This is a genomic window from Dialister hominis (assembly GCF_007164725.1).
GTDB classification, from domain to species: Bacteria; Bacillota; Negativicutes; order Veillonellales; family Dialisteraceae; genus Dialister; species Dialister hominis.
The window spans coordinates 679645-702288 of sequence record NZ_AP019697.1 but is presented as its reverse complement, the minus strand read 5'-3'; the positions used below and the strand labels follow the sequence as shown (position 1 = coordinate 702288).

The window sequence follows — 22644 nt, the reverse complement described above, 5'->3', positions numbered from 1 at the left end:
AGGAATTACTTATGTTTGGAAATAAAGCACAGATGCAGAACATGCTGAAAAAAGCACGCAAGATGCAGGAAGATCTTCAGAAGAAGCAGGAAGAATTAAAGAAGCAGACCGTTGACGTTTCTGTCGGCGGCGGCGCTGTTTCCCTCACCATGAACGGCGAAAAGCAGATTGTTGCCCTGAAGATTGCAAAGGATGCCATTGATCCAGAAGATCCGGAAATCCTGGAAGATCTGATTACCACTGCTGTCAACGAAGCTGGAAAGAAAGCCGATGAAATGGTCCAGAAGAGCATGAGCGAAGTAACCGGCGGCCTCGGCCTTCCCGGCGGCATGTTCTAATGAATCAGGAATTAGAGAACGTCACTGAACAATTCAGAAAACTCCCAGGCATCGGCGTCAAAAGCGCCCGCCGTCTTGCTTATTTCATGCTTGAGCGTCCTGAAAGCGAAGTCAAGGCATTCCTTGACACGATCAAAGCGGCGCGGGAAAAGATCTGCTACTGTTCAGTCTGCTGCAATCTGGCGACTTCGGATCCTTGTGATATCTGCGGCGATGCAAGAAGAGACCATTCTGTCATCTGCGTCGTAGAACAGCCGCAGGATGTCATGGCCATGGAACAGAGCCATGAGTACCATGGCCTCTACCATGTACTCCACGGCGCGCTCTCCCCTCTTGACGGAATCAGCCCAGATCAGTTGAAAATCAAGGAACTTCTGAATCGTCTGGAAAGCGATGAGGTCAAGGAAGTCATCCTTGCCACCGATCCTGATGCAGAAGGCGAAGCCACTGCCTTCTACTTGTCAAGGCTCATCAAACCGGCCGGCATCAAAGTCACCCGTATCGGCCGCGGCATCCCTGCCGGCGGAGACATCGGCTATGCTGACGGAATGACTCTGGCAGGCGCCGTCCAGAATCGTAAAGAGCTTTAAGGAGGCCAAAATGATGGAAACACTCGGAGGACTTGGAGGATACGGCATAACAAGCATCATCGTTATTTTCATTGCTTTTATGCTTTTCGCCAAGTTTGCAAAAAAAATCATAGGAAATATCATTATGGGCGGTGTCCTCTTCTGGCTCCTGAATACACTGGGAATTACCCATATGAACTGGGATACCATGAACGGCATCATCGTTGCCCTCTTTGGCACCTTAGGAACATTGATCCTGGCCATCCTGGATATTCTTAAATAAGAAATAAGGCAATTGAAAAGGACTGTGAATACGATTTCTCATATCCGCAGTCCTTTTTGCTGCGTGAATCCTGACTTTACATTTTCTAAAAAACTCAATCTTCTGCCTTTGCTGCGATTTCAGACCACTTTTCATAGAGTTCGTCCAGTTTGCTCTTGGCTTCTTCATATTCACGGGCAAGATTTTCGTAATCATCCGGATTCATGGACATCTGGGCTGTATACATGGCAAGAGTGGCTTCCTGGCGGCCTATTTCCATCTCGAGATGTTCCATCTTGGCTTCATCCCCTGCAGAGAGTTCCTGTTTCTTCGGCGCCGGCTTTGCTTCCTCTTCCTTCTTCACTTCAGTCTTTAGAGAATGCTCTTCCGTACCATTCCTGTCCTTTTCGTATTCTTCCAGATCCTTTTTCTTCTCGCGGTAGTAGCTGTAGTTGCCCAGGTATTCCGTCAGCTTTCCGCCTTCCATATCAAGGATCCTTCCCGCAGTTTTATCGAGGAAGTAACGGTCATGGGATACGACAAGGCACGTCCCGCCAAAAGCAAGGATGGCATCTTCCATGATTTCTCTTGTCGGTATATCCAGATGGTTTGTCGGTTCATCCAGAATCAGGAAATTAGGTCTTTCAAGGAAAAGACAGAGAAGGGAAAGTCTTGCCTTTTCTCCCCCTGAAAGCATGCCGACCTGCTTGAATACATCATCTCCGCGGAAAAGGAACATGCCCAGGATATTTCTGGCTTCTCCTTCCCCATAATTGAACATATTGCGTACTTCATCAATGACCTGGTACTCGGGATGAAGCATTTCCTGCTCCTGTGAATAATATCCGATTTTGACATTATTTCCAATCTGCACGATGCCGCTGTCGGGCTGCTTCTCTCCGGTGATAAGCTTCAGGAGTGTTGTCTTCCCGGCCCCGTTTGGTCCGATGAGGCCGACTGTTTCTCCCTTCTTGATATGCATCGTCAGGTCTTTGAAAATATCATGGGTCCCATAGGAAGCAGAAACATGAAGAATATCAAGGACTTTTTCTGCGCAGTCTTCCGGCGGGTCAAAATGGAAACGAAGCGTTGCCTGATGGACGGGCTTGTCCAGCCTTTCCAGGCGGTTCAGCTGTGACTGGCGCCCCCTTGCCTGCTTGGCCTTGATGCCTGCCTTATAGCGCCTGATATATTCTTCTGTTTCTTTGATGTGTTCCTGCTGCTTGTTATATGCTTTTTCATAAGCAGCATCCTGGTTCGTCTTTGTCTCAAGGTATCTGGAATATCCGCCGCGGAACGTACGGATCTTGTGATTTTCAAGGTCGATGATTCCGGTTGCAGCCGCATCAAGGAAGTAGCGGTCATGGGAAATCATCAGAATGCCGCCCTTGTAGGAGCGAAGATAATCTTCGAGCCATTCCAGCATGTCCATGTCCAGATGGTTCGTCGGTTCATCCAGAAGAAGGAAATCAGGATGACGGACAAAAGCCGCCGCAAGGTTGATACGTACCTTCTGCCCGCCGGAGAAGGAATGGATATCTCGGTCCCAGTCTTCATCCTTGAAGCCCAGTCCTGTCAGGATCTTCCTTGTTTTTGATTCATAATCGTATCCGCCAAGGAACTCAAAACGCTCTTCCAGTTTCCCGTACCGCTCAATCAGCGCTTCATCAGGATTTCCCTCTTCCAGCAGTTTTGCATATTCAGCAATCTTATCTTTATAGTAAAGGACATCCTTCCATGCATGTTCCATCTCTTCGCGGATCGTATGGCTGTCATAGTCAAAATCCTGGCGGAGATAGCCGATGATGGCTCCATCGCTTGCTTTGACTGACCCCTTGTCATACTCTTCCGTTCCCATGATGCATTTTAAAAGGGTGGTCTTTCCTGCCCCGTTAGCGCCGACAAGTCCGATTCTTTCTCCTGATTTTACATCAAATGTTACATTTTCAAATACCGTATTTATTCCGAATGCTTTTGATAATCCGTTAATTTTTAAAGTTGCCATTTCCCTGCCTCTGATGAAAAATCAAGAAATATGAGCGGATCTGTCCCCAGAAGCCGCCCATTTCGAATCAATAATGTTACTCAAGAATTTCAGCCCGGATCATAATAACGATTTCCGATTCGTCGATCGACTTTCCTCGGCTCTGGAAAAGTTTTCCCAGAATCGGGATATCTCCCAAAATCGGCACCTTCCTGAAGGTACGCGACTCCTCCTTGTCAATGAGTCCGCCGATCGTAATCATGTCGCCTGACTTCAGCCTGACCATCGTATTGGCTGAGCGCGTAATGATCCTGTATGCCCTCATTTCAGGAACAAGGTAAGGTGTTGAAACTTCTGCGTTCACGTCAGCGGTTATTTCGTTTTTCCGGCTGATCAGCGGAGTATAAGTCAATTTGATGCCTGCATCCTTATATTCAGTCGCTGTCGTCTGAACGCCGTTTTCCAAATGCTCGACAATGACAGGAATCTTGCTTCCGATCAATATTTCTGCCTTCCTGCCATTCATCGTGACGACATTCGGTTTGGCAAGGACCTTTGCCTTTCCTTCAGAAATCAGCGCATTCAGCTTTGCCTGGAAGAAAAATGTATAGGGATGCCCTGAGAGGGATTTCCCGTATGAGATTCCTGCATAGCCTTCCGGTGTGCTTACATCCCATCCGTCATGCTCTACATTGCGGATTCTTGGGTTGCCATCACTATCATAAAGGACATTGCCTGAAGAATCTGTGACATAATGCTGCTCTGTCCAGCTCGTCCTGTCATAAGAAGCGCTTCCCGTCAGACTCTTGAAGTCCCAGTCGATGCCAAGCTCTTTGGCGTACGTCTTATTGACGGCTACGACTTCCGCTTCTACCTTGACCTGCTTTTCAGGAACATCGAGCTCACGGATCAAACTTTCGGCCTGCATCAGCTCAAAAGGAGTCCCTTTCACGATCACCGTATTGGCAGATTTATTATATGTCACGTGATCGCCTGCCACTGCCTTCATACCTTCAGCTACTTCCCTGGCATCAGCATAGGATAACCGGAACGGGCGCATCATGACGCCTGCATTCTTTTCCATCTTGCTGTTGAAGACAATGAGGGTGCTTCCTTCTGTCCTCCCGGCAAGGCCGCAGGAGGCAAGAATAGAGGAAATCGCTTCTTCCGGCGTTACCTTGTCAAGATCGGCTGTAACAGTTTCTGTAATCGTTCCGGAAGATACGATATTCTTTCCTGTCATTTCCGCAAGGGATCGCAAAATTTCAGTACACGGTGCCTTATTGACATGAAGGGAAAGCGTCTTTTCAGAGGCTGCCGCCTTATCCATCCCGCTGTCAGCACTTGAAGGAAGCGGCAGTGAAAGCAGGGCCAGACAGCAAAAAGCAGCGCTCATCGTTTTCACTAGCGAGCGCTTACTTCCAACGTTCCAGAGGCGCTTGAGAAGCTTACCGTCTTTTCTCGAATGGAGGAAACCGTCCATATTCCAATCTGTTCTCCTTCTTTGAGTGTCTTAACGACTCCGCCAAGTTCAGCAATTGCCCGTTTTTCTTCGCCAAAATGGATGATTCCCTTTAATTCCGGCAAAAGCGGAGTTTGTTTAATTGATTCAGAATCAGTCTTCACTGAAGGTGCTGTATTCCCCAAAGGCGCTGCATGAGTCTTTCCTGCTGCCGATGCTGCCTCTGCAGCGACCGCCTCAATTCCGGCCACATGGAAGGGATCCTTCATCGGTCCTTCACGCCGGTGAAGCGCGGCATCATAGACTTTGCGGCTTCCGCCGTCCATTCTTCCCTCGGAGAATCCATCAGAGGCCTCTCCACTGGCGGAAGAAACCTCGATATTCTTGTTCTTTTCAGGAAGCAGGCCTGCTGCGGTCCCTCCGCCCCAGTATCCCCAGACAGAAAGAATACCCGCAATACCTGCAAAAAGAATTGCCCATTTATTTTTTACAGCCATAGCAATACCCTGTATTACTGCAAGAAACTCCTTAAATACTGATGAAGTATTTTCTTATACGCTTCAACACCCGGCTGATCAAACGCATTGATTTGAAGCAGGGAGCCTTCATAAGCAATTGTCAAAAAGAAGAAATACATGAGAGCGCCCAGATGATAAGGCGTCATCCGGCTGACAGAAATACGGCAGCTCATACGCTGCTCGGATGCCAGCGCTTCTGCATTGGACTTCATCGCTGCTGTCAGCATCCGGCTCATCTGTACAAAACCTTCACTTTCCCCTTCCATGCAGTATGCTTTTGTATCCAGAGAAGGGCTGTCAACAGAAATGAACTGGAAAAGCTTGTTCTTCTTTCCCTGCTGATGTTCCTGCGTCAGTGAATGCATATCCGTCGTTCCAACGGCCGCGACAGGTGTCCTTCCTGCATGCACGATCTGCCCGTCGTTGTTGTACTTCTTGCCAAGAGATTCGCCAAGAAGCTGCGCATACCACCAGCCCAGGGAGCGGAGTGCATCTCCATATGGCATGATCACTTCGGAAACAAGCCCGTACTCGCTGGTTCCGATATATTTTAAAGATGCCAGAAGCAGCGCCGGATTCTCATCCCATTTCTCTGACTGGCAGAATTCTTCGACAGTCCTTGCGCCGCGAAGGAATTCTTCGGTATCAAGCCCGATTAGACTTCCAAAAACAAGACCGACCGGAGAGAATATACTGAACCTTCCGCCGATGCCCCCAGGAACCGTAAACGTATCCCAGTTGTTTTCCAAAGCAAGGCGGTGAAGTTCTCCCTTTTCTGCATCAGTCACTGCAATGACAGATACATCACAGAAACCGGAAAGTTCTTTCATCAGCACATGAAAGGCTGTTGTCGGTTCAATCGTCGTCCCTGACTTGGAAATCACAAGAAGCGTCACTTTATAATTATCTTTTTCCCCGCTTCTTCTCTTCAGTTCTTCCGTCAGTTTCAAAAGGCTGACCGGATCTACATTCTGCCCGGCAAAGAATACGGCTGGAAACCCATGCCTTTCTTCCTTGCTCTTCATGTTCCAGTAAGGGCCGCAGAAAAGATCAAACAGCACCTGGTTGCCCAGGTAGGAACCACCAATCCCGATGGATACGACAGCGTCCATCTCTTTCGCCTTTTCGGAAAGAGTTTTGATCCGCTGTTTTTCGTCATCGCCGATCAGCAGATTTTCTTCGTATAAATAAGGGAGGTGCGGAAAGAAGACATGGCTTCCATCCGGCCCCTTTCCATTCCTGCGGATTTCGCTTACCTCTTTGGCAGCGCGATTGATCTGCTCTTCATGAGCTTTCAGGTCATCTTCCCTGACACTCCAGCTCTGGCCATACAAGTAATCAATATCAAGCGACAATGCGTCTTGAATTGTCAAACACATAGAAAATCCCCCAACCACTTATCAGAAAGACGATTTCCGGTCCAATCCCCCAATTGACCTGCCGAAAATGTCAGAATTTGAAGTCTTTTGGCATAATCATGAACTTTGTTTCTTTTTCAATGTCATCATAACGGATCCAGGCATAGAAGGAATGCATATCCCTGTAGTATGTCCAGTACCTGTGATTCAGGATGCCATTGACGGTATCAACAGACCAGGAAAGGCTGAACGCATCCATGCTTGTCGCCTGAATGCGGAATCCTGCATCAACAGGCTTCTCGCTGCTGTAAGAATCGTAGTAATACGGAGTATATCCCTTCAGATCACGGTCTGTGTAACCGATCCAGCCGTCAAAAATCTTATAATGGCCGGAAAGTCCCATTGAGTAGTAGGAATTCCTGCGAATATTATTGCTGTAGCCGTAGTAATCCTTGGCATAGCCGGCTTTCCAGCCAAAGTTCATGAACTTTCCTAAGTGCCATGGATCGCCGGAAATATAAAGTTCATATCCTTTGTAGTTCCCGTCAACATCACGGCCATTGCGCTCTTCATCCCATTTTCCTATTTCGCCGCTGGCTCCTACATAGAACCTTGACTTGAACAGGTAGAAATGGTTTGTATCAAATTCAAGTGATGGTTTTTTCTTGACCCAGATGCCGCCGTCATCATTCGTCGTACTTTCCTCTTCCGCATAATGGAGGCGGAAGGTTCCGACAGGAACGCGGTACTTGATACCGATATCCGGCTTGTATCCGGATTTCGTATACCAGCGGTTTTCCATGTAAACAGTAGAATCAGGATCCTCATTGATCGGAATAACGAGCGAATTGTGAAGGCCCATGCCGTTGTCGCTGTCGAAAACAGGCCTTGGAATCAATGACCAGAGTCCGATTTCTCCCGAATTATCCTTAAGGGATCCGGTATAGCTGGACAAGGTAAGAAGGATGGTATTCTTCGCCATCAGCTTCACTTCATGAGCCGTATAATGATCGCCCGGATAGATATCAATGGAATCTGCTTCAATACGATAATCCGGCACTTTTGCAACGGCGTGGCGCGTGGTGAAGTACCCATTGTTGACGATCATCTTATTGGCATTTCTGTCATAGATGCCATCAGAGCCCTGGTAGTAATACGTCCCCTGCTGCCAGCCGGTAAGGCCTTCGAACTTGCCGATGCCCTTTTCAGCGTCATATTCGCCGCGCTGGGCCTTGAGGTTCGTCTGAGGATTCGTCCAGGTAAGTTCTCCCGGAATGACATACTTCTTCGTGATCATGTTTCCGTAGAGATACTCTGTCTGGTACGTATCCATCATGTGCCTGATATCGACTTTGCCGAGTGCATCGACATCACCGGTCGTATCGTTATAGCGCATATAGTCAGCCGTCACATACATCGGGTTCTCTTTTGAAATTCCCGTGTCCTGAACCGGCTTCCCGTCTTTCATTTTCGTTTTTGTCTTGGGCTTTTCTTCTGCTTTTTTCGCAGTAGTATCCCTGATGATCGAGCTTCCGGAAGACGGAGGGTACAAAATCCCTTCATCCGCCAGAGCTATGGTGCCTGCGCGGTCTACCGGCGGCAGGTCTGTCATCATATTATCCTGAAGTTTGTCAGCTGCCGCTGCATCAGCCTGGCTGGATGCGGCATCTTCTGCATCCTCAGCTGCTGCAGGAACTGCCATTCCTGCAAGTATGGCTGCAAGCAGTAAAGCATAAGTTCGTTTATTAGTCATTTCTTACGATCACTACGGATGCGCTTGGTTCATCTTTTGCTGATGTTGCAGCTTTTTCCGCAGTTTCCCTTGTATTTGAATTTGTGTTCTGAACTGTTTCCTGCGCTGTTTTTTCTGTTTCCTTTACAGCTGATGTTTCTGCACTTGCAGCTGCTGCTGAAGTTTCAGCCGTTTTTGTGCTTTCCGTCTTCTCTCCGGCAACAGCTGTGCTCGAAACGTGCTTTCTTAATGTTTCAGACGGAGCTCCGTTTGTCAGAACAAGACCCTTGGTCGTAACCGTTTCCTGCGTCTGGATGTAAAGCTCTGTCCCAGCAGGAAGATCAACGTCTTTCCCTTTAACAAAGAAGCCTCCGACAAGCCCGATCGGTCCCAGTGCCAGTGCGCCTATGGCAGAAGCACCGACTGCAGCAGCTTCCATCTTAAGCTTGTCTTTTGCCTCAGGTCCGAGTACCGTTGGGATTTCCTCATCATCGATTGAAAATACCTGATCAAAGGAAATATCAAGAGATCCGCTCCTGCCAAAGCTCTTCGGTCTCGTTACCTTGGTGACCTGGCCGCTCCCCTGGGAACCTCTCGGAAGGACAAGAACATCACCGACCTTGACATCTTCCTGCACGGTAAATGTCACTGGGTCGCCTACTTTATTTACCTTGCTGTTGACATCATCATTCAGGGAAATCTTGAAAACAGTATTGGCCGGAAGATCCACATCTCTCATTTCCACATGCTGGTCGCCGTACACGGCTTTTTCAAGATCGGCTATTCTCTGATCGAGAGCTCCCTTGCGTTCCTGGCCATATACCTTTGTTTCAAGCTCGCCGACGCGCTTTTCAAGAGATCCCTTCTTGATTTCATCTGTCAGGTAATATTCCATTGCATTTATTCTGGTAGACATGGACGGAGCCGTATCTGTGCTTCCCTTGACGACGTCGGTATACAGGTTGGCAATTCTGTCATCAAGACCGCTTGCCGTTGTATTTCCATTGCCGTAAATGACATTATCTGCATTGTCCAGACGTCCGATCAGGGATCCTGTCTGCACACTTCCATAAATGACTTCATCAACGCGGTCAATTCTGTCTGATAAAGTGACCGGTTCTGCCGCCAATGCCGTGCCGGAAAGAATCAGTGCGATTCCTGCCGCCAGTACAGCTGTTTTTTTCATAAGTCAATTCCCCCGTTATACTCTGACATCAATGACAGCGGAAACGCCAACGCCCTGAACACGGCTGAACGAAGTAGGGTTCTTGCTGTCCATTGGAATGAGCCCCTTGATTCTGAACAGCTTGTCGTTCCAGCTGATTTCAAGCTGTCCTACTGCTTCTACCTTTGCAACCTGATCAGCATCGCCGATAACCTGGGCTGCACCGATATAGCCGCTGTTCCCGATACTTACGATCGGAACAACTTTCGTAGCATAATTCGTGCCTGCTCCTTCTTTCATCATGACGGAGTTGATGGCACTATTGATGGATTCACCATACTTGTCAACGAGGAAGCCGATACCGCCTACCTTGACGACACCGCCAAGAATGCTTCCGAGATTGAATGCGGATATATTTGTTACAGAACCTGCAAACAGCATTGCCGATGCAAGAGCGCATACTGCCAATCTTTTCATTCTCATAAGAAATTCCTCCTTTTTGAAAACTTTTCTGATAGCAATTTGATTCCAAACGCCATGCTGAATCATTCGCGCCACTGCTATAAATCAACAGAAAATCACCAGCATGAACTAATACTCCAGAATATATTACACTTAATAATTATTATAAATTAAAAGAGGGTTCTGTGCAAACAGAAACCCTCTTTTAATCCGGTTTATACGGTCATTTCCGCGTCTCAGCCTTCTTTTCTGAGAGCGGCTGCAGCTGCCTTTGCAGCTCTTGTTCCTGGCTGCGCCATGACTTTCGGCTTGCGCAGGCTGTTGTATGCCTGGATCATCATTGCGCATTCCACGCGCTTCTTCTGAATCTCGCAGGTGATCTGGTACGGCTTGTGAATATCTCCTGCATATGCTTCATTGTTGGCATGGCATCCGCCGGAGCAGAAGAACTTGGCCCAGCAGTCAACGCATTCCGGCTTGCTGAATACATGATTCATACGGAAATCATGCATCATCTTCATGTTCTTCAGGCCTTCATATACATTGCCGACCACATAGCCTTCACGGCCTACGAACTGGTGGCATGGGTAAATATCGCCATTCGGGACGACGGCCAGATATTCGTGGCCTGCTCCGCATCCTCTGAGTCTCTTCGGCAGGCACGGGCCTTTCCAGAGATCCATATTGAAGTGGAAGAAGAAGAAAGGTCTTCCTTCTTCTTCACGCTGGATGAAGAGCTGTGCGAGGCGGTCGTATTCTTCCTTGACTCTCGGAAGATCGGATTCCTTGATGGAATATTTAGCGCTGTCATCGCCTACAACCGGTTCCATGGAAACAGCTGGGAATCCATGATCGAGCATATCTTCCACGTCGGTTGTGAAATCAAGGTTATGTCTGGTGAAAGTGCCGCGTACATAGTATTCTTCGCCGTTTCTGTGAGCGATGCAGTACTGCAGATTCTTGACGATCTGGTCATAAGTGCCTTCATTATTGACGTCAGGTCTCATGCGGTCATGCATTTCTTTTCTTCCATCGAGGGAAAGAATCAGGCTGATATGATTATCGGTAAGGTACTTGGTCTTTTCTTCATCAAGCAGCATGCCGTTTGTTGTAAGAGACATCTTGATCTTCTTATGATGCTTCTTTTCCTGGTTATGGACATAGTCTACAGTCTGCTGTACGACATGCCAGTTCATCAGCGGTTCGCCGCCGAAGAAATCAAGTTCGCAGTGTTCTCTCGGACCGCTGTGGGCAATCAGGAAATCGACAGCTCTTCTGGCTACATCAAAGCTCATCAGCATGCGCCACTGGCCGTATCCACCCTGGCCGGCAAAGCAGTACTTGCAGCGGAGGTTGCAGTCATGAGCGATATTGATGCAGAGAGCCTTAATGATCGGACGGTCTTCAATCGCCATTTTATAATTCGGGTCCATCGGAGCAAAGAGAACTTCCTTCTTGATCAGCTCGTCAAGATCATCCATGACCTCATTGAGTTCACTTTCTTCATATTCGCTGCCCATATTGGCAAGAACCATCTGGCGGTTCGTTCCATTATAGTATTCCAGAACTTTATATGTCACATCATCGGCAACATGAACAATGCCGCTGTTTACATCCATGACGATGTTCATATTATTCTGACGAAAACGATGAATCATGGGCTTTACATTATAATCCATGAAAAATTTCTCCTTTATCCTTTTTAGAAAACTCAAAGAACGGATTCCTCCGTCCTGATCAGGCATATCCTTCTATGGTACGGGAATTTAAAAGCCCCCGGCGCTTGCCGGGGGCTTGGCCGTGCTCAAAAAGCTTACGCTCTCTTGGCTTCTACAGCCTCTTCCTGTTCCGTGCAGATCAGATTTCCGATAGTGCAGCTTGTCTTGCAAGCGGACTGGCAGGAAGTCTGGCATTCGCTGCATCCTTCAAATTTAATGGAGTTCTGCAGAGAAGACTGATTGATTGTAACGATATGTCTGGACATGACGTCACCTCCCTGAATGCTTTCTTGCATTAATCATACCATACTGGAGAGGGAAATGACAAGTTTCCATGTACATTTCCTTAGGTCGTATGGAAAATTTTACAAGGAACGTACAAAAATCTTATTTCGTTCGTCTCTGATATTTTCCTTCGATAAAAAGCAAATACTTTAGAAAATATGGAAAATACCATAAAAGACAGCAGCCGGAATCAGCGCCAGTGCAGCAAGAGCGCCCAGGCAGCCGTCCTTTTTCCCATGAACGGAGAACCAGTCTTCAGCGATTTCGTTCATTTCCCTGAACTCTCTTTCAAGTCCCTGGATGATTCTCCAAAGCTCGCGGCAGTCCGCTTCCGTCATATGTTCATCGTCATCGGACTTATTCGACGCAGGAGTGGATTCTTCGTGGCGCTTTCGTTCGGCTTCCTGACGGGCTTTTTCTTCCGCTTCTTCCATCTGTCCCTTTATATGGGCCTTCCAGTCGCCTTCTTCCTCTTCCTGGACAGGCTGCTCGACGACCTCTTCCTCTTTTTCTTCAAAGACATCTGTATCTGTTTCGGCGCCTTCATCGACAGCTTTTAAAAGCTCCTTCTTGAGCTCGCCGAGGTCTTCTGTATATTTATGGACAGCTGCATCCCACAAAGCATAATCCAGTTTTTTTTTCATATCGTACATCGTTCCAGATGTAGCCTGCTGGAAAAGATACTGTGTATTGTCCATATCAGCAAAAATTTCTCCAACTCTGCCCTTGTTTTTGAATTTGGATTTGCCCACCTTCACGAAATACATGAAGGTTCCGATATGCGCCCTCAGATTTCCGATTGGACTTTCCTTTTCATGCTTATGATCGAAAAAACCCATGAATATTGTATCTCCTTATACTCTATGCCGGATAACCGCTTTCGGAATTCCGCCTTGATTATTGTTCTTTATTATAGATGATTTTTTACGCTATGGCAAAAGTTTCATCCAATTTATTAAAGCACGGCCTGATACCCTTCCTCGAGAAACGCAAGGCCGACGCCCATACCATTCATCAGCTGCTCCACATAAGGGAGATCGCGGAGGAAGAGGTCTTCCTGAGAACTACCCTTTGGTACCAGGATTTTTGCTTCGAGCACTGCACTGCCTTCGAGATGAAGATCTCTGACAAGCTTTCCTGTGTCCACAGATAAAATATGCGTAAAAGCTCTTAATACGCACCTGAGAAGCATATCAGATGGATCTGCCGTCTCCAGTGCACGGATCAGATGGCAGCTTCCCTTGGGTGAATTCAGCTTCGTTTCAAGAAGAAGAGACGGACAGCCCACCTGCTGCACCCTTGTTCCCAGAAATACAATGCCTGAAGAAAGCACTTCCCCAAAAGGAGGAAGGACTTTCTGCCGCCTGATCATCTGCAGAGCATTGCTTTTTGATTCATACTCCATCCTGCTGCCTTCAAGAAGACGATACCGCCCCTGCGGCACAGTAAGCCAGATTTCCCTTCTTGCAAGAAGCCATTCAGAGAGAACCTTCACGCAGGGCTCTCCCGTATCAGCTGTAACGCCCCCATGATTGATATATTCCTTCTGGAAGAGTGACCATGGATCATTGCTGTCCTTTTCGATCATTGAGAGGAGGCCGTCCTTTGTATACTGTCCTTCGATTGCAAGGGATGAGCTTATAGGAACTGCATAAATGCCATGATACAGGCGAAGAATGGATATACCAAGTTTTATGGCCAGCATGCGGCACTCCCTGGAAGTGTCTCCAGCTCCTGCATGCAGCAGAATGACAGCCGAGATGCCTGCATCAGATGGAATTTCCGGAATGAGCTCATGCACGCCTTTTTTCCTTACCGCCAAAAGCATCGCATGCACATTAAGGATTCCGGCAAGCATCCCCTCTTTGCCCGGTGCTGGCATCATGTAAAAAAGTGATGCCATCTTCCCGTCATCATCTGCCGCTGCAAAAGCAAAGGTCTCCTTCCTCTCTTCCGGGAAGGAAATCGTGATTTCCCTCCCAATGACATGCTTATGATAGAAGTATCCCTGCCTGATGATTTGGTCCACATTCCTGTTTGCCCCGCCCGATGCGCTTTTGCTCTTAACTGTGGTGGTCCCTGGTAAGGCTAGAAGGCTGCCGTCTTTCAGGATTTCGCTATGCGCAAGAAGACAGGATGCTGTTATATCCTCCAATGAGCGTCCCGTATCCTTCGTAAGAAGGTCTTTTCTCATATATATGCTTTCAGGAGAAAAGACCCCGCCTGAAAGATCCTTCTCCACTTGCTCCAGCACTTGCTTTTCCGTATACTCTTCCATATGGATATCCTCCTTTTCCTATATTATCACAGCCATCCGGGCCTAAGGAAAAGACTTTGTAAAAAACTATTTTATTTTCTAAAAAATCCATTGACATACATAACTTCATCTGTTACAATAATCAACGTTGACGGGGCATAGCGCAGTTTGGTAGCGCACTTGGTTCGGGACCAAGGGGTCGCAGGTTCAAATCCTGCTGCTCCGACCATGCGGGTGTAGCTCAATGGTAGAGCGCCAGCCTTCCAAGCTGGTTACGAGGGTTCGATTCCCTTCACCCGCTCCACAACAAAAGCCGCTGAGTTTCAGCGGCTTTTTTATTTCCCTTTTTACTGTTTCAATTGAAACCTTTTACATATTGACAAATATGCACTTTATCTGTAAAATTATATTTGTTCAATTATTAATGCCGGTATAGCTCAGCTGGTAGAGCGGCGCATTCGTAATGCGTAGGTCGCAAGTTCAAATCTTGTTGCCGGCTCCATGAAACAAAGGGGCTATGACAAAATGGTTAATTATTTTGCCACAGCCCTATTTCAATTGGGATATTCCGTTAAAAGATTATCTAACATTTATAAGCATTGACTTGGTCTGGATACCAAACAACCTCGCTGCGCTCGAAGGAAATGAACCTCCTTAGTCGGCTCCGCCGCCAGCTCCCCCTACGGGGCGAGCTCCGACACCCTTAAACCGAACTTCGTTCGAGAAAAGAAGTCAGCACCTTAGTGGATTTTGTCACAGCCCCTTTTTGGCTTATAGGACATTTCGTGTTGGTTTTAATGCCGATGGAACCCGTATTTATCGGGCTCCATCGGCATTTTAAGATTTTCAGTGATTCTTGAAGGGTGGACAAAACGTGTTGGTAAAAAGTCTCAGACACCTTGTAAATACGGGCTAAAATGGTATTTTATCTTTCCTAGGAAATGAATTATTTTCTAGGAGGTTATTTTATGAAAGAAGTTAGATGTCGTTATTGTGGTTTTACCTGCTACAAATATGGAAAAACACGGGCAGGAACACAACGCTGGAAGTGCCGAGAATGTGGGAATGTATTTACTCTTCCTATTAATCGTGATGCGAAGGATTTCAGTATGTTTCTTGATTGGTTATTCAGCAAGGATACACAGAAGGATATGACAGGTGAAGGGCGTAATTTCCGAAGAAAAACAGCGAAATTTTGGGATATCTGGGCCATGCCGCCGAAGATTGAAGAGCCGAGGGAAACTGTATATGTTGATGGCATTTATCTTGCCAGAAAAGCCTGCATTCTGATCCGTTGTGATGAGCATCATGTATTAGGATGGTATTTATGTAGATATGAACGTGCTTTTGCCTGGGAAGCCCTGATGAGTCGTATTGCTGAACCACGTATAGTCGTTTCTGACGGTGGTCCGGGTTTCCAAAAGGCATTAAAAAAAGTCTGGCCAAATGCCAGACTGCAGCGCTGCATATTTCATGTATTTTGCCAGGTACGACGTTACACCCTGCAGTCCCGTAATTTTATATCTAGGAAGTATTTGGGCTGCCGGCTAAGAATCCGATAAATACTGGTATTTCTATTATATTTTCACCAACAAACGGATTGAAAATTCCTTCTGATAGGTATATAATTATATCTAGCAAGGAGGAGATTTCTATGGATATGCCAGCTAATGCCAAGATGCAGACTATCTCAGGAAAAAAGTATGTCTTTATTGATGCTCCCTATTGGAATGCAGAGAAGCATCGCGGGGAGCACAAGCGCCGCTATATTGGTAAAATAGTTGAAGGACAGTTTGTTCCGAATGGGAAGTATCTGCTGTCACTGGAGAAGTCCGGGACAATAAAGCCTGGGCCGATTCCCGCCACAGAATGCATGCGGCAGTTTTATGGGGCCACTTATCTTCTTGACCAAATCGGTGACAAACTGGGAATTGTGGATGATTTGAAGGCTTCCTTCCCCGATAGGTATAAGCAGCTCTTGTCTCTTGCCTATTTCTTTGTCCTGGAGGAAGGCATGTCTGCTTACCGTCTCCGTAAGTGGGCGTTGACTCATAAGCATCCCTATGGCCGGGATATCCCCTCCCAGCGGATCAGTGATCTGATGGGCTCTATTGATGAGGCTTCAAAGATGAATTTCTTCCGCAGGCAGGCCAAGCGCAGGGCGGAGAAGGAGTACCTTGCTTTTGACACCACATCAATTTCCTCCTATTCTGAGCTGATTAAATTAGCCAAGTATGGAAAGAACAAGGAAGGAGACCACCTTCCGCAGGTTAATCTTGCTTTGTTGTATGGGGAAGTTTCACGGCTTCCGGTTTATTTCCGCAAGCTTACAGGAAATACGGCAGACGTCAGTTTGATACGGAATCTAATGCTGGACATCGATTTCCTGGATATGAAGAAGCTGAGCTTCGTTATGGGCAGAGGCTTCTACAGTGAGAAGAACATTAATGACCTGATGAAGCGCCATTATAAGTTTCTCATAGGCATCCGCTGCGGGTTAAAAATTGCAAGAAAGCATCTGGACGAGATTCGTGGAGAGAAGATGATCAGCTGGGAAAATTACCACGATGATGTGGGGCTGTATGCCATGAGCTTCACTGATAAATGGGACTATAGGGAAGAGCAGCCAAGGACGGGGAAATGTATATGTGACAAGCGGAGAGTCTATGTCCATATATACTTCAACGACCAACGCTGTACCGATGAGCGGCTGAGCTTTGCCAGGTATCTGACCTGTCTGCAGGATGAACTTAAAAGCGGCAGGAAGACAGACGGGCACATGAAGGACTATGACAAATACTTCATAGTGACCGAAACGCCTAAGAGGGGACTGCACATTGTCCCCAAAGGTGATGCAATTCGTGAGCGCCAGCGCGATTTCGGCTATTTCGTCCTGCTGACCAATGGGATAAAGAATCCGGTGGAAGCCATAAAGCTCTACCGTGTGAGAGACCTGATTGAAAAAGCTTTTGCAAACCTGAAGGAACGGCTGGATATGAGGCGCATGTCCGTCTCCTCCTCCGAGAATTTCGAAGGAAAACTCTTTGTCCAGTTTCTGGCCCTAATCTACCTTTCCTACATCAAAAAGCAGATGGATGAGAAGGGCCTGTACAAGAAGTACACGATGCAGACACTGCTGGATGACTTGGATATAATTGAGCTTTACCAGCAGCCGGGGAGGGCCCATCACCTTTCAGAGATAACGAAGAAGCAGATAGCTCTATATGACGCAATGGGAGTCCCATTTCCGAAATAGATATAATTTCACGGGACTTCAGGTTACACAACGACTCGTCCAAGAACCCTTGCCGGTGCCCAGCTGTATATGCTTGCCAGGGATTTGTTGGAGATAAAAACTCTTAAAAAAGCAGAAAAATGGGTAAGCCGATTTGAATCTTGGACAATGAAGCATAAGGAATTTCTAAAAGAAATGACAATGGACGATAGAGGCGTAATGCGACACACCCACGAACGCCTCATAAAGGCAAAAACATCGCTCATTAGTCTGATAAAATCCGGGAATCTTTTCACCTATCTGAAAGAGGCTGATGAATTCCCAAGTCCTTATCCGGCGACAAATAATCTCATAGAGGGCGGTGTAAATGCACAGCCTCGAGCGATGCTCAGAAACCATCGTGGATTATCCGTTGAAAGACGAATAAAAGCGGTTTTCTGGTGGTGTTACATGCACTCACCGAAACCGCTTTCACTCTCAGAAATACTCAAGGTTATGCCGACCGATAAAAGCATTTCTACTATCTATAATAGCATAAGCTCACAACAAAGACTGGCAGATTCAATCCCAGCTTGGGGTGATGCCATAATGTGGGACGAATTACATAATTCTGGATTTAATCCCAGTCATGGCTGGGATTAATTACCAACACGTTTTGTCCTATAACCCCCCTTTTTGCTTTCCCCCCATTCCAAAATAAAAAGCCCGTGCTTTTGCACGGGTCTTTTATTTTGGAAAATACAGAGATCATCCAACAATATTCAGAGCGTATTCATAGTACTCTTTTTCGAGAGCTTCACCCTTTTTGGAAATTTCAATCTGGAGATCGGAAGCTGTATCATAATCCCCTGCTTCAAGTGCTTCCTTAAGAAGCGTGCAGAGGCACTTTCCGCTCTTGGTGTCCTTGATCAAGGCAAAACGTTTTTCGCTGATATCATCCCAGCGTTCTTCATCCAGATCATCCTCGCTCTGCAGTTTTTTGAAACCCTTGACGAGCATTTCAGTGGTCGGGATGATCCGGTCGATCAGTTCATTCTTCCAGCGGTATACGATCGATGCCAGGAAGGAATCGACAATTGTCTTGTTGAGGCTGCCGCCTGCAGTAATGACAGCAGTCTTGCCGGCATTCGCTCTCATGGTCTTTACATTTTCCCAGACAGTAGCCGGCGGCTTTCCAAATGCTGCATCCCTTTCTTCCTGCGTGAAGTCTTCAAATACGTTTTCTTCGCAGCGGTATGCTCTTCCCTTTTCAAGGTAATCGGCATCATCCTCCGGCTTCTTGGACAGTTCTGCCAAGAGTTCAGCCGGCGTCTTTCCAGAATGCACTGCATAGAGAATGCCGTCAAGGGAGGTCAGGAAGAGGCAGGATGCTGCCAGGTATGTGTTTGTAAACGGATTCGGTGCACGGAGTTCAAAACGTGTAGCCTTCGGATTGTCGATATCCCTGACAAGGCCGATCAGGATGGTTCTGTTTCTGGAAGGAACTTCCGGCGCGTGTCCAAGAGATGTAACAATGCAGACCGGCGCTTCAAAACCTGGTTTCAGGCGGTTGAAGGCATCTGTTGTAGAAGAAACGAACGGATTTGTTGCTTCATAGTTCTTAAGGATGCCCATGATGAATCCATAGCCGATGGTAGAGAGGAAATCTGCCTTCATATCAGACGGAGCCAGAAGATTGATCGTCTTTCCGTTCTTCAGTTTGGCACAGATTCCGACATGGGTATGTTCACCGCTTCCGGCTACCCCGATGATCGGCTTTGCCTTGAAGGAAACGTCAAGGCCGTGCTTGCGGAACACTTCACGGACAACAATTCTTGCTTCCAGTTCATTATCCGCAGCCTGCAGCGGGTTGGAGGAGAAGAGCCAGTCAAGTTCGAGCTGTTCACAGACATCGGTCGTTTTGCCGGAATCATCGACTTTCGGCTTTATGCCGCCGACTTCCTTATGGCCCATTTCCACATGCATGCCGCGTGCATCGAGTTCTTCAATGGTTTCTTCCATGGCAGTGCGTACATTGCCTCTCATGCGCTGCCAGTACTGTTCCTGCAGCCGCTGGGAAATGGAAAGGTGCTGGATCGTTTCATTTTCGCTTGGCGTCTTGACCCAGAATTCAAGTTCAGTGCCAATGGTGAAACCGATATCCTCAATATCAGCAAAAGGAACATCTTCCATGCCCCTGACGGTTTTGCCGGAAGCAAGAAGCTTCTTCAGTTCAGAAGCGACATACTTGCAGGAATCTCTCAAAATGGAACGGGAATCAATGAATTTGCCGTTATGCAGAAGGAAGCACGGAATGCGGAGCGTTCCAACCGGGCGTCCGTTCGTATACAGATTTTCTTCATTGTAATCGACATACCAGTTTACGCCTGCATCAGCGACCATATCCACCCTTGCATCATTCAGTGTTGCAATGTCCATCAGGACAACAGAAGAGCCATCGGTCTGCACAGCCTTGCCTTCAAAGAAATCATCGTAGTCTTTCATGAAAATCTCAATCGGAATCTTTTCATCGGTGTCATTGCCGGCAAGATCGATACCGACAAGGGAAACAAAGCGGATTTCAGGATGTGTCCTTAAAAGGGAAAGCACGCCTTCCTTGCCAAATTCGCCAGACGGGATGTAGTACAGTAATTCCTTATTCATAATTTTTTCCTCCAGATCAATAAAAATTTGGGTTATAGGACAAAACGTGTTGGTAAAAATTTATATTATGCTTGTATTAAGGGCAGAATACGGGGCATACTGAAATACGCCCGAGCTGCACTGTAATCCATCTCATCACAATTAGCTGGAAGCGTAAAAGCGCCCATATTCTCAGCACTTCCAGATTTGTGTTCAAATGCGCACTTTTCCGCATCAGCAGCAGATAAAGACACAATAAGGGCATCTATTTTTCATAACGATAATCTTTCCAGAAGATTATTCACACTGAAAAGGTAAAATCCCATTTTAGCCTGTATTTATCAGGGGTTTGAGGCTTTTTACCAACACGTTTTGTCCACCCTTTAATAATTACTGAAAATCTTAAAATGACGATGGAGCCGATAAACGCGGGGCTCATCGACTATAAAAACAACACGAAATGTCCTATAAGCCAAAAATTTATTCCACTTGATTCACTTCAACATTTTGATCGAAATTCCGGATCTCAATTCTGATACAGTATCCCCGTCTTTGTATGTTCTTTATAAAAAAAGAAGGATGACCCATCCTTGGTAATGGAATGGGTCATCCTTGGCCTGATTGTATATTTATTAGAACTGATTTCTTAGTCCAGAATATTCAATGCGTAAATACGGTATTCTTTTTCAAGTGCCTGCGACTTTTTAGCCATTTCGATCTGAAGATCAGATGCAGTATCATAATCTCCATCTTCAAGGGCTTCCTTCAGGCGGGTGCAGATGCACTTTTTTTCTTCTGTATCCTTGGCAAGTTCGATGCGGGCAGCTTTGATGGCTTTCCATCTCTTCTCGTCAAGTTTGTCATCGTTATCAAGTTTCTTGTAACCTTTGACAGCAGCTTCCGTTCCAGGAATGATACGGTCGATCAGTTCATTCTTCCAGCGGTAGAGGATGGAAGCGATGAAGGATTCAACGATATCCTTGGAAATGACATCATCTCTTGTAATGGATGCTACTTTGTCAGGATTTGCTCTCATGATGCGGACGTTTTCCCAGACGGTAGCCGGCGGTTTGCCAAATACAGCGTCTCTCTGTTCCTGATCGTAATCTTCGAATACGTTCTTTTCACAGCGGTATTCTCTGTCCTTGGAAAGGTAATCAGCATCCTCTCCTGCTGTCTTGGAAAGCTCAGCCAGGAGTTCATCCGGGCCTTTTCCAGAGTTCACTGCATATTCGATGCCGTCGAGAGCTGTCATGTAAAGGCAGGAAACAGCCATGTATGTATTGGTGAACGGGTTCGGGGCACGAAGTTCGAAGCGTGTTGCCTTCGGGTTTTCGGTATCGCGGATCAGGCCCATCAGGATGGATCTGTTTCTGGATGGAACTTCCGGAGAATGTCCGAGGGAAGTAACGATGCAGACCGGTGCTTCAAAGCCTGGTTTCAGTCTGTTGAAAGCATCTGTTGTTGAAGAAACAAACGGATTGGTTGCTTCATAGTTGTTGAGAATGCCCATGATGAAGCCATAGCCGACGGTGGAAAGGAAGTCAGCGCTCATGTCTTCCGGAGCAAGAAGGTTGATGGTCTTGCCGTTCTTAAGAAGAGCTGCAATGCCTACATGGGTATGTTCACCGCTTCCTGCTACGCCGATGATCGGCTTTGCACGGAAGGAAACGTCAAGGCCGTTTCTGCGGAATACCTCACGGATGACGATGCGGGCTTCCAGTTCGTTATCTGCAGCCTGCAGCGGGTTTGTCGAGAAAAGCCAGTCAAGTTCAAGCTGTTCGCATACGTCGAAAATGTGACCGTCATCATCGATCTTCGGCTTGATGCCTCCGACTTCCTTATGACCCATTTCAACGCGCATTCCGCGGGCATCCAGTTCTTCAATGGCCTGTTCCATAGCGGTACGGACATTGCCGCGCATGCGCTGCCAGTACTGTTCCTGCAGTCTCTGGGAAATGGAAAGGTGCTGAACGGTTTCTTTTTCGCTCGGCGTCTTTACCCAGAATTCAAGTTCAGTGCCGGTTGTAAATACGATATCCTGGATTTCAGAGAACGGGAAGTTTTCCATTCCCTTGACCTGTGCATCGGAAAGAAGCTTCTTGAGCTTTTCGGATACATATTCACAGGATTTCTTCAATACGGATCTGGAATCAATGAACTTGCCGTTATGGATCAGGAAGCATGGAATACGCAGCGTTCCGACCGGGCGGCCGTTTTCATCGGAAATATTTTCATCATTGTAATCAACGTACCAGTTGACGGTGCTGTCAGCGACCATGTCGACTCTGGCATCATTGAGTGTTGCAATGTTCATGAATACAACGGAGGATCCATCGGTCTGCACAGCTTTTCCTGCGAAGAAGTCCTCATAATCTTTCATAAAAATTTCAATCGGAATTTTCTCATCGGTATCGTTGCCTGCCAGATCGATTCCTACCAGAGATACGAATCTGATTTCCGGATGCTGTGTCAACAGGGACAGAACTCCTTCTTTTCCATATTGACCAGCGGGGATGCAGTACAGCAATTCTTTGTTCATCTTAGCCCTCCTGAAAAACTATCCACCATTTTTGTTTTCCCAGACTGCGCCTTGATAAAAATAAAATAAAGAGACTCATCCCTTTCGGAATGAGTCTCCTTTGACGCAGCATATTAACTTATGTTCTAAGGATAC

General features: G+C 46.9%; 17 protein-coding genes, 3 tRNA genes and 2 pseudogenes. 9 read left to right on the top strand and 13 right to left on the bottom strand.

The genetic code is table 11. The features are described 5' to 3' along the window. Nucleotides 1-11 precede the first annotated feature (11 nt). The 3 genes from Dia5BBH33_RS03260 to Dia5BBH33_RS03250 are packed head-to-tail and all read left to right on the top strand — an operon-like array spanning nt 12 to nt 1190. Nucleotides 12-338, top strand: a complete 327-nt coding sequence (locus tag Dia5BBH33_RS03260) for a YbaB/EbfC family nucleoid-associated protein (protein WP_022381977.1) — start codon at nt 12-14, stop codon at nt 336-338. Further along, nucleotides 338-928 (top strand): recombination mediator RecR, encoded by a 591-nt coding sequence (gene recR / locus Dia5BBH33_RS03255; RefSeq protein WP_143332376.1) that lies wholly within the window; start codon nt 338-340, stop codon nt 926-928. Before Dia5BBH33_RS03260 ends, recR begins: the two co-directional genes overlap by 1 nt. Nucleotides 929-938: 10 nt before the next feature. After that, a complete protein-coding gene (locus Dia5BBH33_RS03250; protein ID WP_022381979.1) occupies nt 939-1190 on the top strand; it encodes a hypothetical protein in 252 nt (83 codons plus the stop codon). A gap of 94 nt (nt 1191-1284) precedes the next feature. Here Dia5BBH33_RS03250 and Dia5BBH33_RS03245 read toward each other — a convergent pair whose 3' ends face one another. From Dia5BBH33_RS03245 to Dia5BBH33_RS03195, 11 genes are all read right to left on the bottom strand, one after another. Beyond that, nucleotides 1285-3174: an ABC transporter ATP-binding protein gene (locus tag Dia5BBH33_RS03245; RefSeq protein ID WP_143332375.1), complete on the bottom strand. Its 1890-nt coding sequence runs from the start codon at nt 3172-3174 to the stop codon at nt 1285-1287. Between the two features lie 76 nt (nt 3175-3250). Beyond that, nucleotides 3251-4549 carry a type II secretion system protein GspD gene (locus Dia5BBH33_RS03240; RefSeq protein WP_232518113.1) on the bottom strand — a complete coding sequence of 433 codons (1299 nt, stop codon included), beginning with the start codon at nt 4547-4549 and terminating at the stop codon, nt 3251-3253. A gap of 8 nt (nt 4550-4557) precedes the next feature. Next, entirely contained in the window at nt 4558-5112 is a 555-nt protein-coding gene (locus Dia5BBH33_RS03235; protein ID WP_143332374.1) for a hypothetical protein, read from the bottom strand. A 14-nt stretch (nt 5113-5126) separates the two neighbouring features. Next, nucleotides 5127-6512, bottom strand: a complete 1386-nt coding sequence (locus Dia5BBH33_RS03230; RefSeq protein ID WP_162849329.1) for a glucose-6-phosphate isomerase — start codon at nt 6510-6512, stop codon at nt 5127-5129. Nucleotides 6513-6582: 70 nt separating this feature from the next. Further along, complete coding sequence (locus Dia5BBH33_RS03225; RefSeq protein ID WP_143332373.1) at nt 6583-8244, bottom strand: LPS-assembly protein LptD; 1662 nt, start codon at nt 8242-8244, stop codon at nt 6583-6585. Further along, nucleotides 8237-9409, bottom strand: coding sequence for a hypothetical protein (locus tag Dia5BBH33_RS03220; RefSeq protein ID WP_143332372.1), 1173 nt, complete (start codon nt 9407-9409; stop codon nt 8237-8239). The genes Dia5BBH33_RS03225 and Dia5BBH33_RS03220 overlap by 8 nt, the downstream gene beginning before the upstream one ends. A 15-nt stretch (nt 9410-9424) precedes the next feature. Further along, complete coding sequence (locus tag Dia5BBH33_RS03215; RefSeq protein WP_022381986.1) at nt 9425-9871, bottom strand: hypothetical protein; 447 nt, start codon at nt 9869-9871, stop codon at nt 9425-9427. Between the two features lie 215 nt (nt 9872-10086). Continuing rightward, on the bottom strand, nt 10087-11529 hold the full coding sequence (gene scfB, locus Dia5BBH33_RS03210; RefSeq protein WP_143332371.1) for a thioether cross-link-forming SCIFF peptide maturase: 1443 nt from the start codon (nt 11527-11529) through the stop codon (nt 10087-10089). Between the two features lie 134 nt (nt 11530-11663). After that, nucleotides 11664-11834, bottom strand: a complete 171-nt coding sequence (gene scfA / locus Dia5BBH33_RS03205; RefSeq protein WP_022381988.1) for a six-cysteine ranthipeptide SCIFF — start codon at nt 11832-11834, stop codon at nt 11664-11666. A gap of 168 nt (nt 11835-12002) precedes the next feature. Further along, nucleotides 12003-12692, bottom strand: a complete 690-nt coding sequence (locus Dia5BBH33_RS03200) for a hypothetical protein (RefSeq protein WP_143332370.1) — start codon at nt 12690-12692, stop codon at nt 12003-12005. 116 nt (nt 12693-12808) lie between these two features. Next, complete coding sequence (locus Dia5BBH33_RS03195; protein ID WP_143332369.1) at nt 12809-14131, bottom strand: hypothetical protein; 1323 nt, start codon at nt 14129-14131, stop codon at nt 12809-12811. 131 nt (nt 14132-14262) lie between these two features. Here Dia5BBH33_RS03195 and Dia5BBH33_RS03190 point away from each other — a divergent pair. The 6 genes and pseudogenes from Dia5BBH33_RS03190 to Dia5BBH33_RS03165 all read left to right on the top strand — a co-directional run. After that, a tRNA-Pro gene (locus tag Dia5BBH33_RS03190) sits at nt 14263-14339 on the top strand. Nucleotide 14340: 1 nt separating this feature from the next. Further along, nucleotides 14341-14414: transfer RNA gene (locus tag Dia5BBH33_RS03185), tRNA-Gly, on the top strand. A gap of 122 nt (nt 14415-14536) precedes the next feature. Further along, a tRNA-Thr gene (locus Dia5BBH33_RS03180) sits at nt 14537-14612 on the top strand. Between the two features lie 466 nt (nt 14613-15078). After that, nucleotides 15079-15612 (top strand): annotated as a pseudogene (locus Dia5BBH33_RS03175) (IS1/IS1595 family N-terminal zinc-binding domain-containing protein); the annotation flags it as partial. A 152-nt stretch (nt 15613-15764) separates the two neighbouring features. Beyond that, nucleotides 15765-17366 carry an IS1634 family transposase gene (locus tag Dia5BBH33_RS03170; RefSeq protein WP_143332367.1) on the top strand — a complete coding sequence of 534 codons (1602 nt, stop codon included), beginning with the start codon at nt 15765-15767 and terminating at the stop codon, nt 17364-17366. Nucleotides 17367-17390: 24 nt separating this feature from the next. Continuing rightward, a pseudogene (locus tag Dia5BBH33_RS03165) lies at nt 17391-17987 on the top strand (IS256 family transposase); the annotation flags it as partial. A gap of 105 nt (nt 17988-18092) precedes the next feature. Here Dia5BBH33_RS03165 and Dia5BBH33_RS03160 read toward each other — a convergent pair. Together Dia5BBH33_RS03160 and Dia5BBH33_RS03155 are read right to left on the bottom strand one after the other, a co-directional pair. Continuing rightward, nucleotides 18093-19988 (bottom strand): type I glutamate--ammonia ligase, encoded by a 1896-nt coding sequence (locus Dia5BBH33_RS03160; RefSeq protein ID WP_022381543.1) that lies wholly within the window; start codon nt 19986-19988, stop codon nt 18093-18095. 625 nt (nt 19989-20613) lie between these two features. Then, complete coding sequence (locus Dia5BBH33_RS03155) at nt 20614-22509, bottom strand: type I glutamate--ammonia ligase (RefSeq protein ID WP_143332365.1); 1896 nt, start codon at nt 22507-22509, stop codon at nt 20614-20616. Nucleotides 22510-22644: the final 135 nt, after the last annotated feature.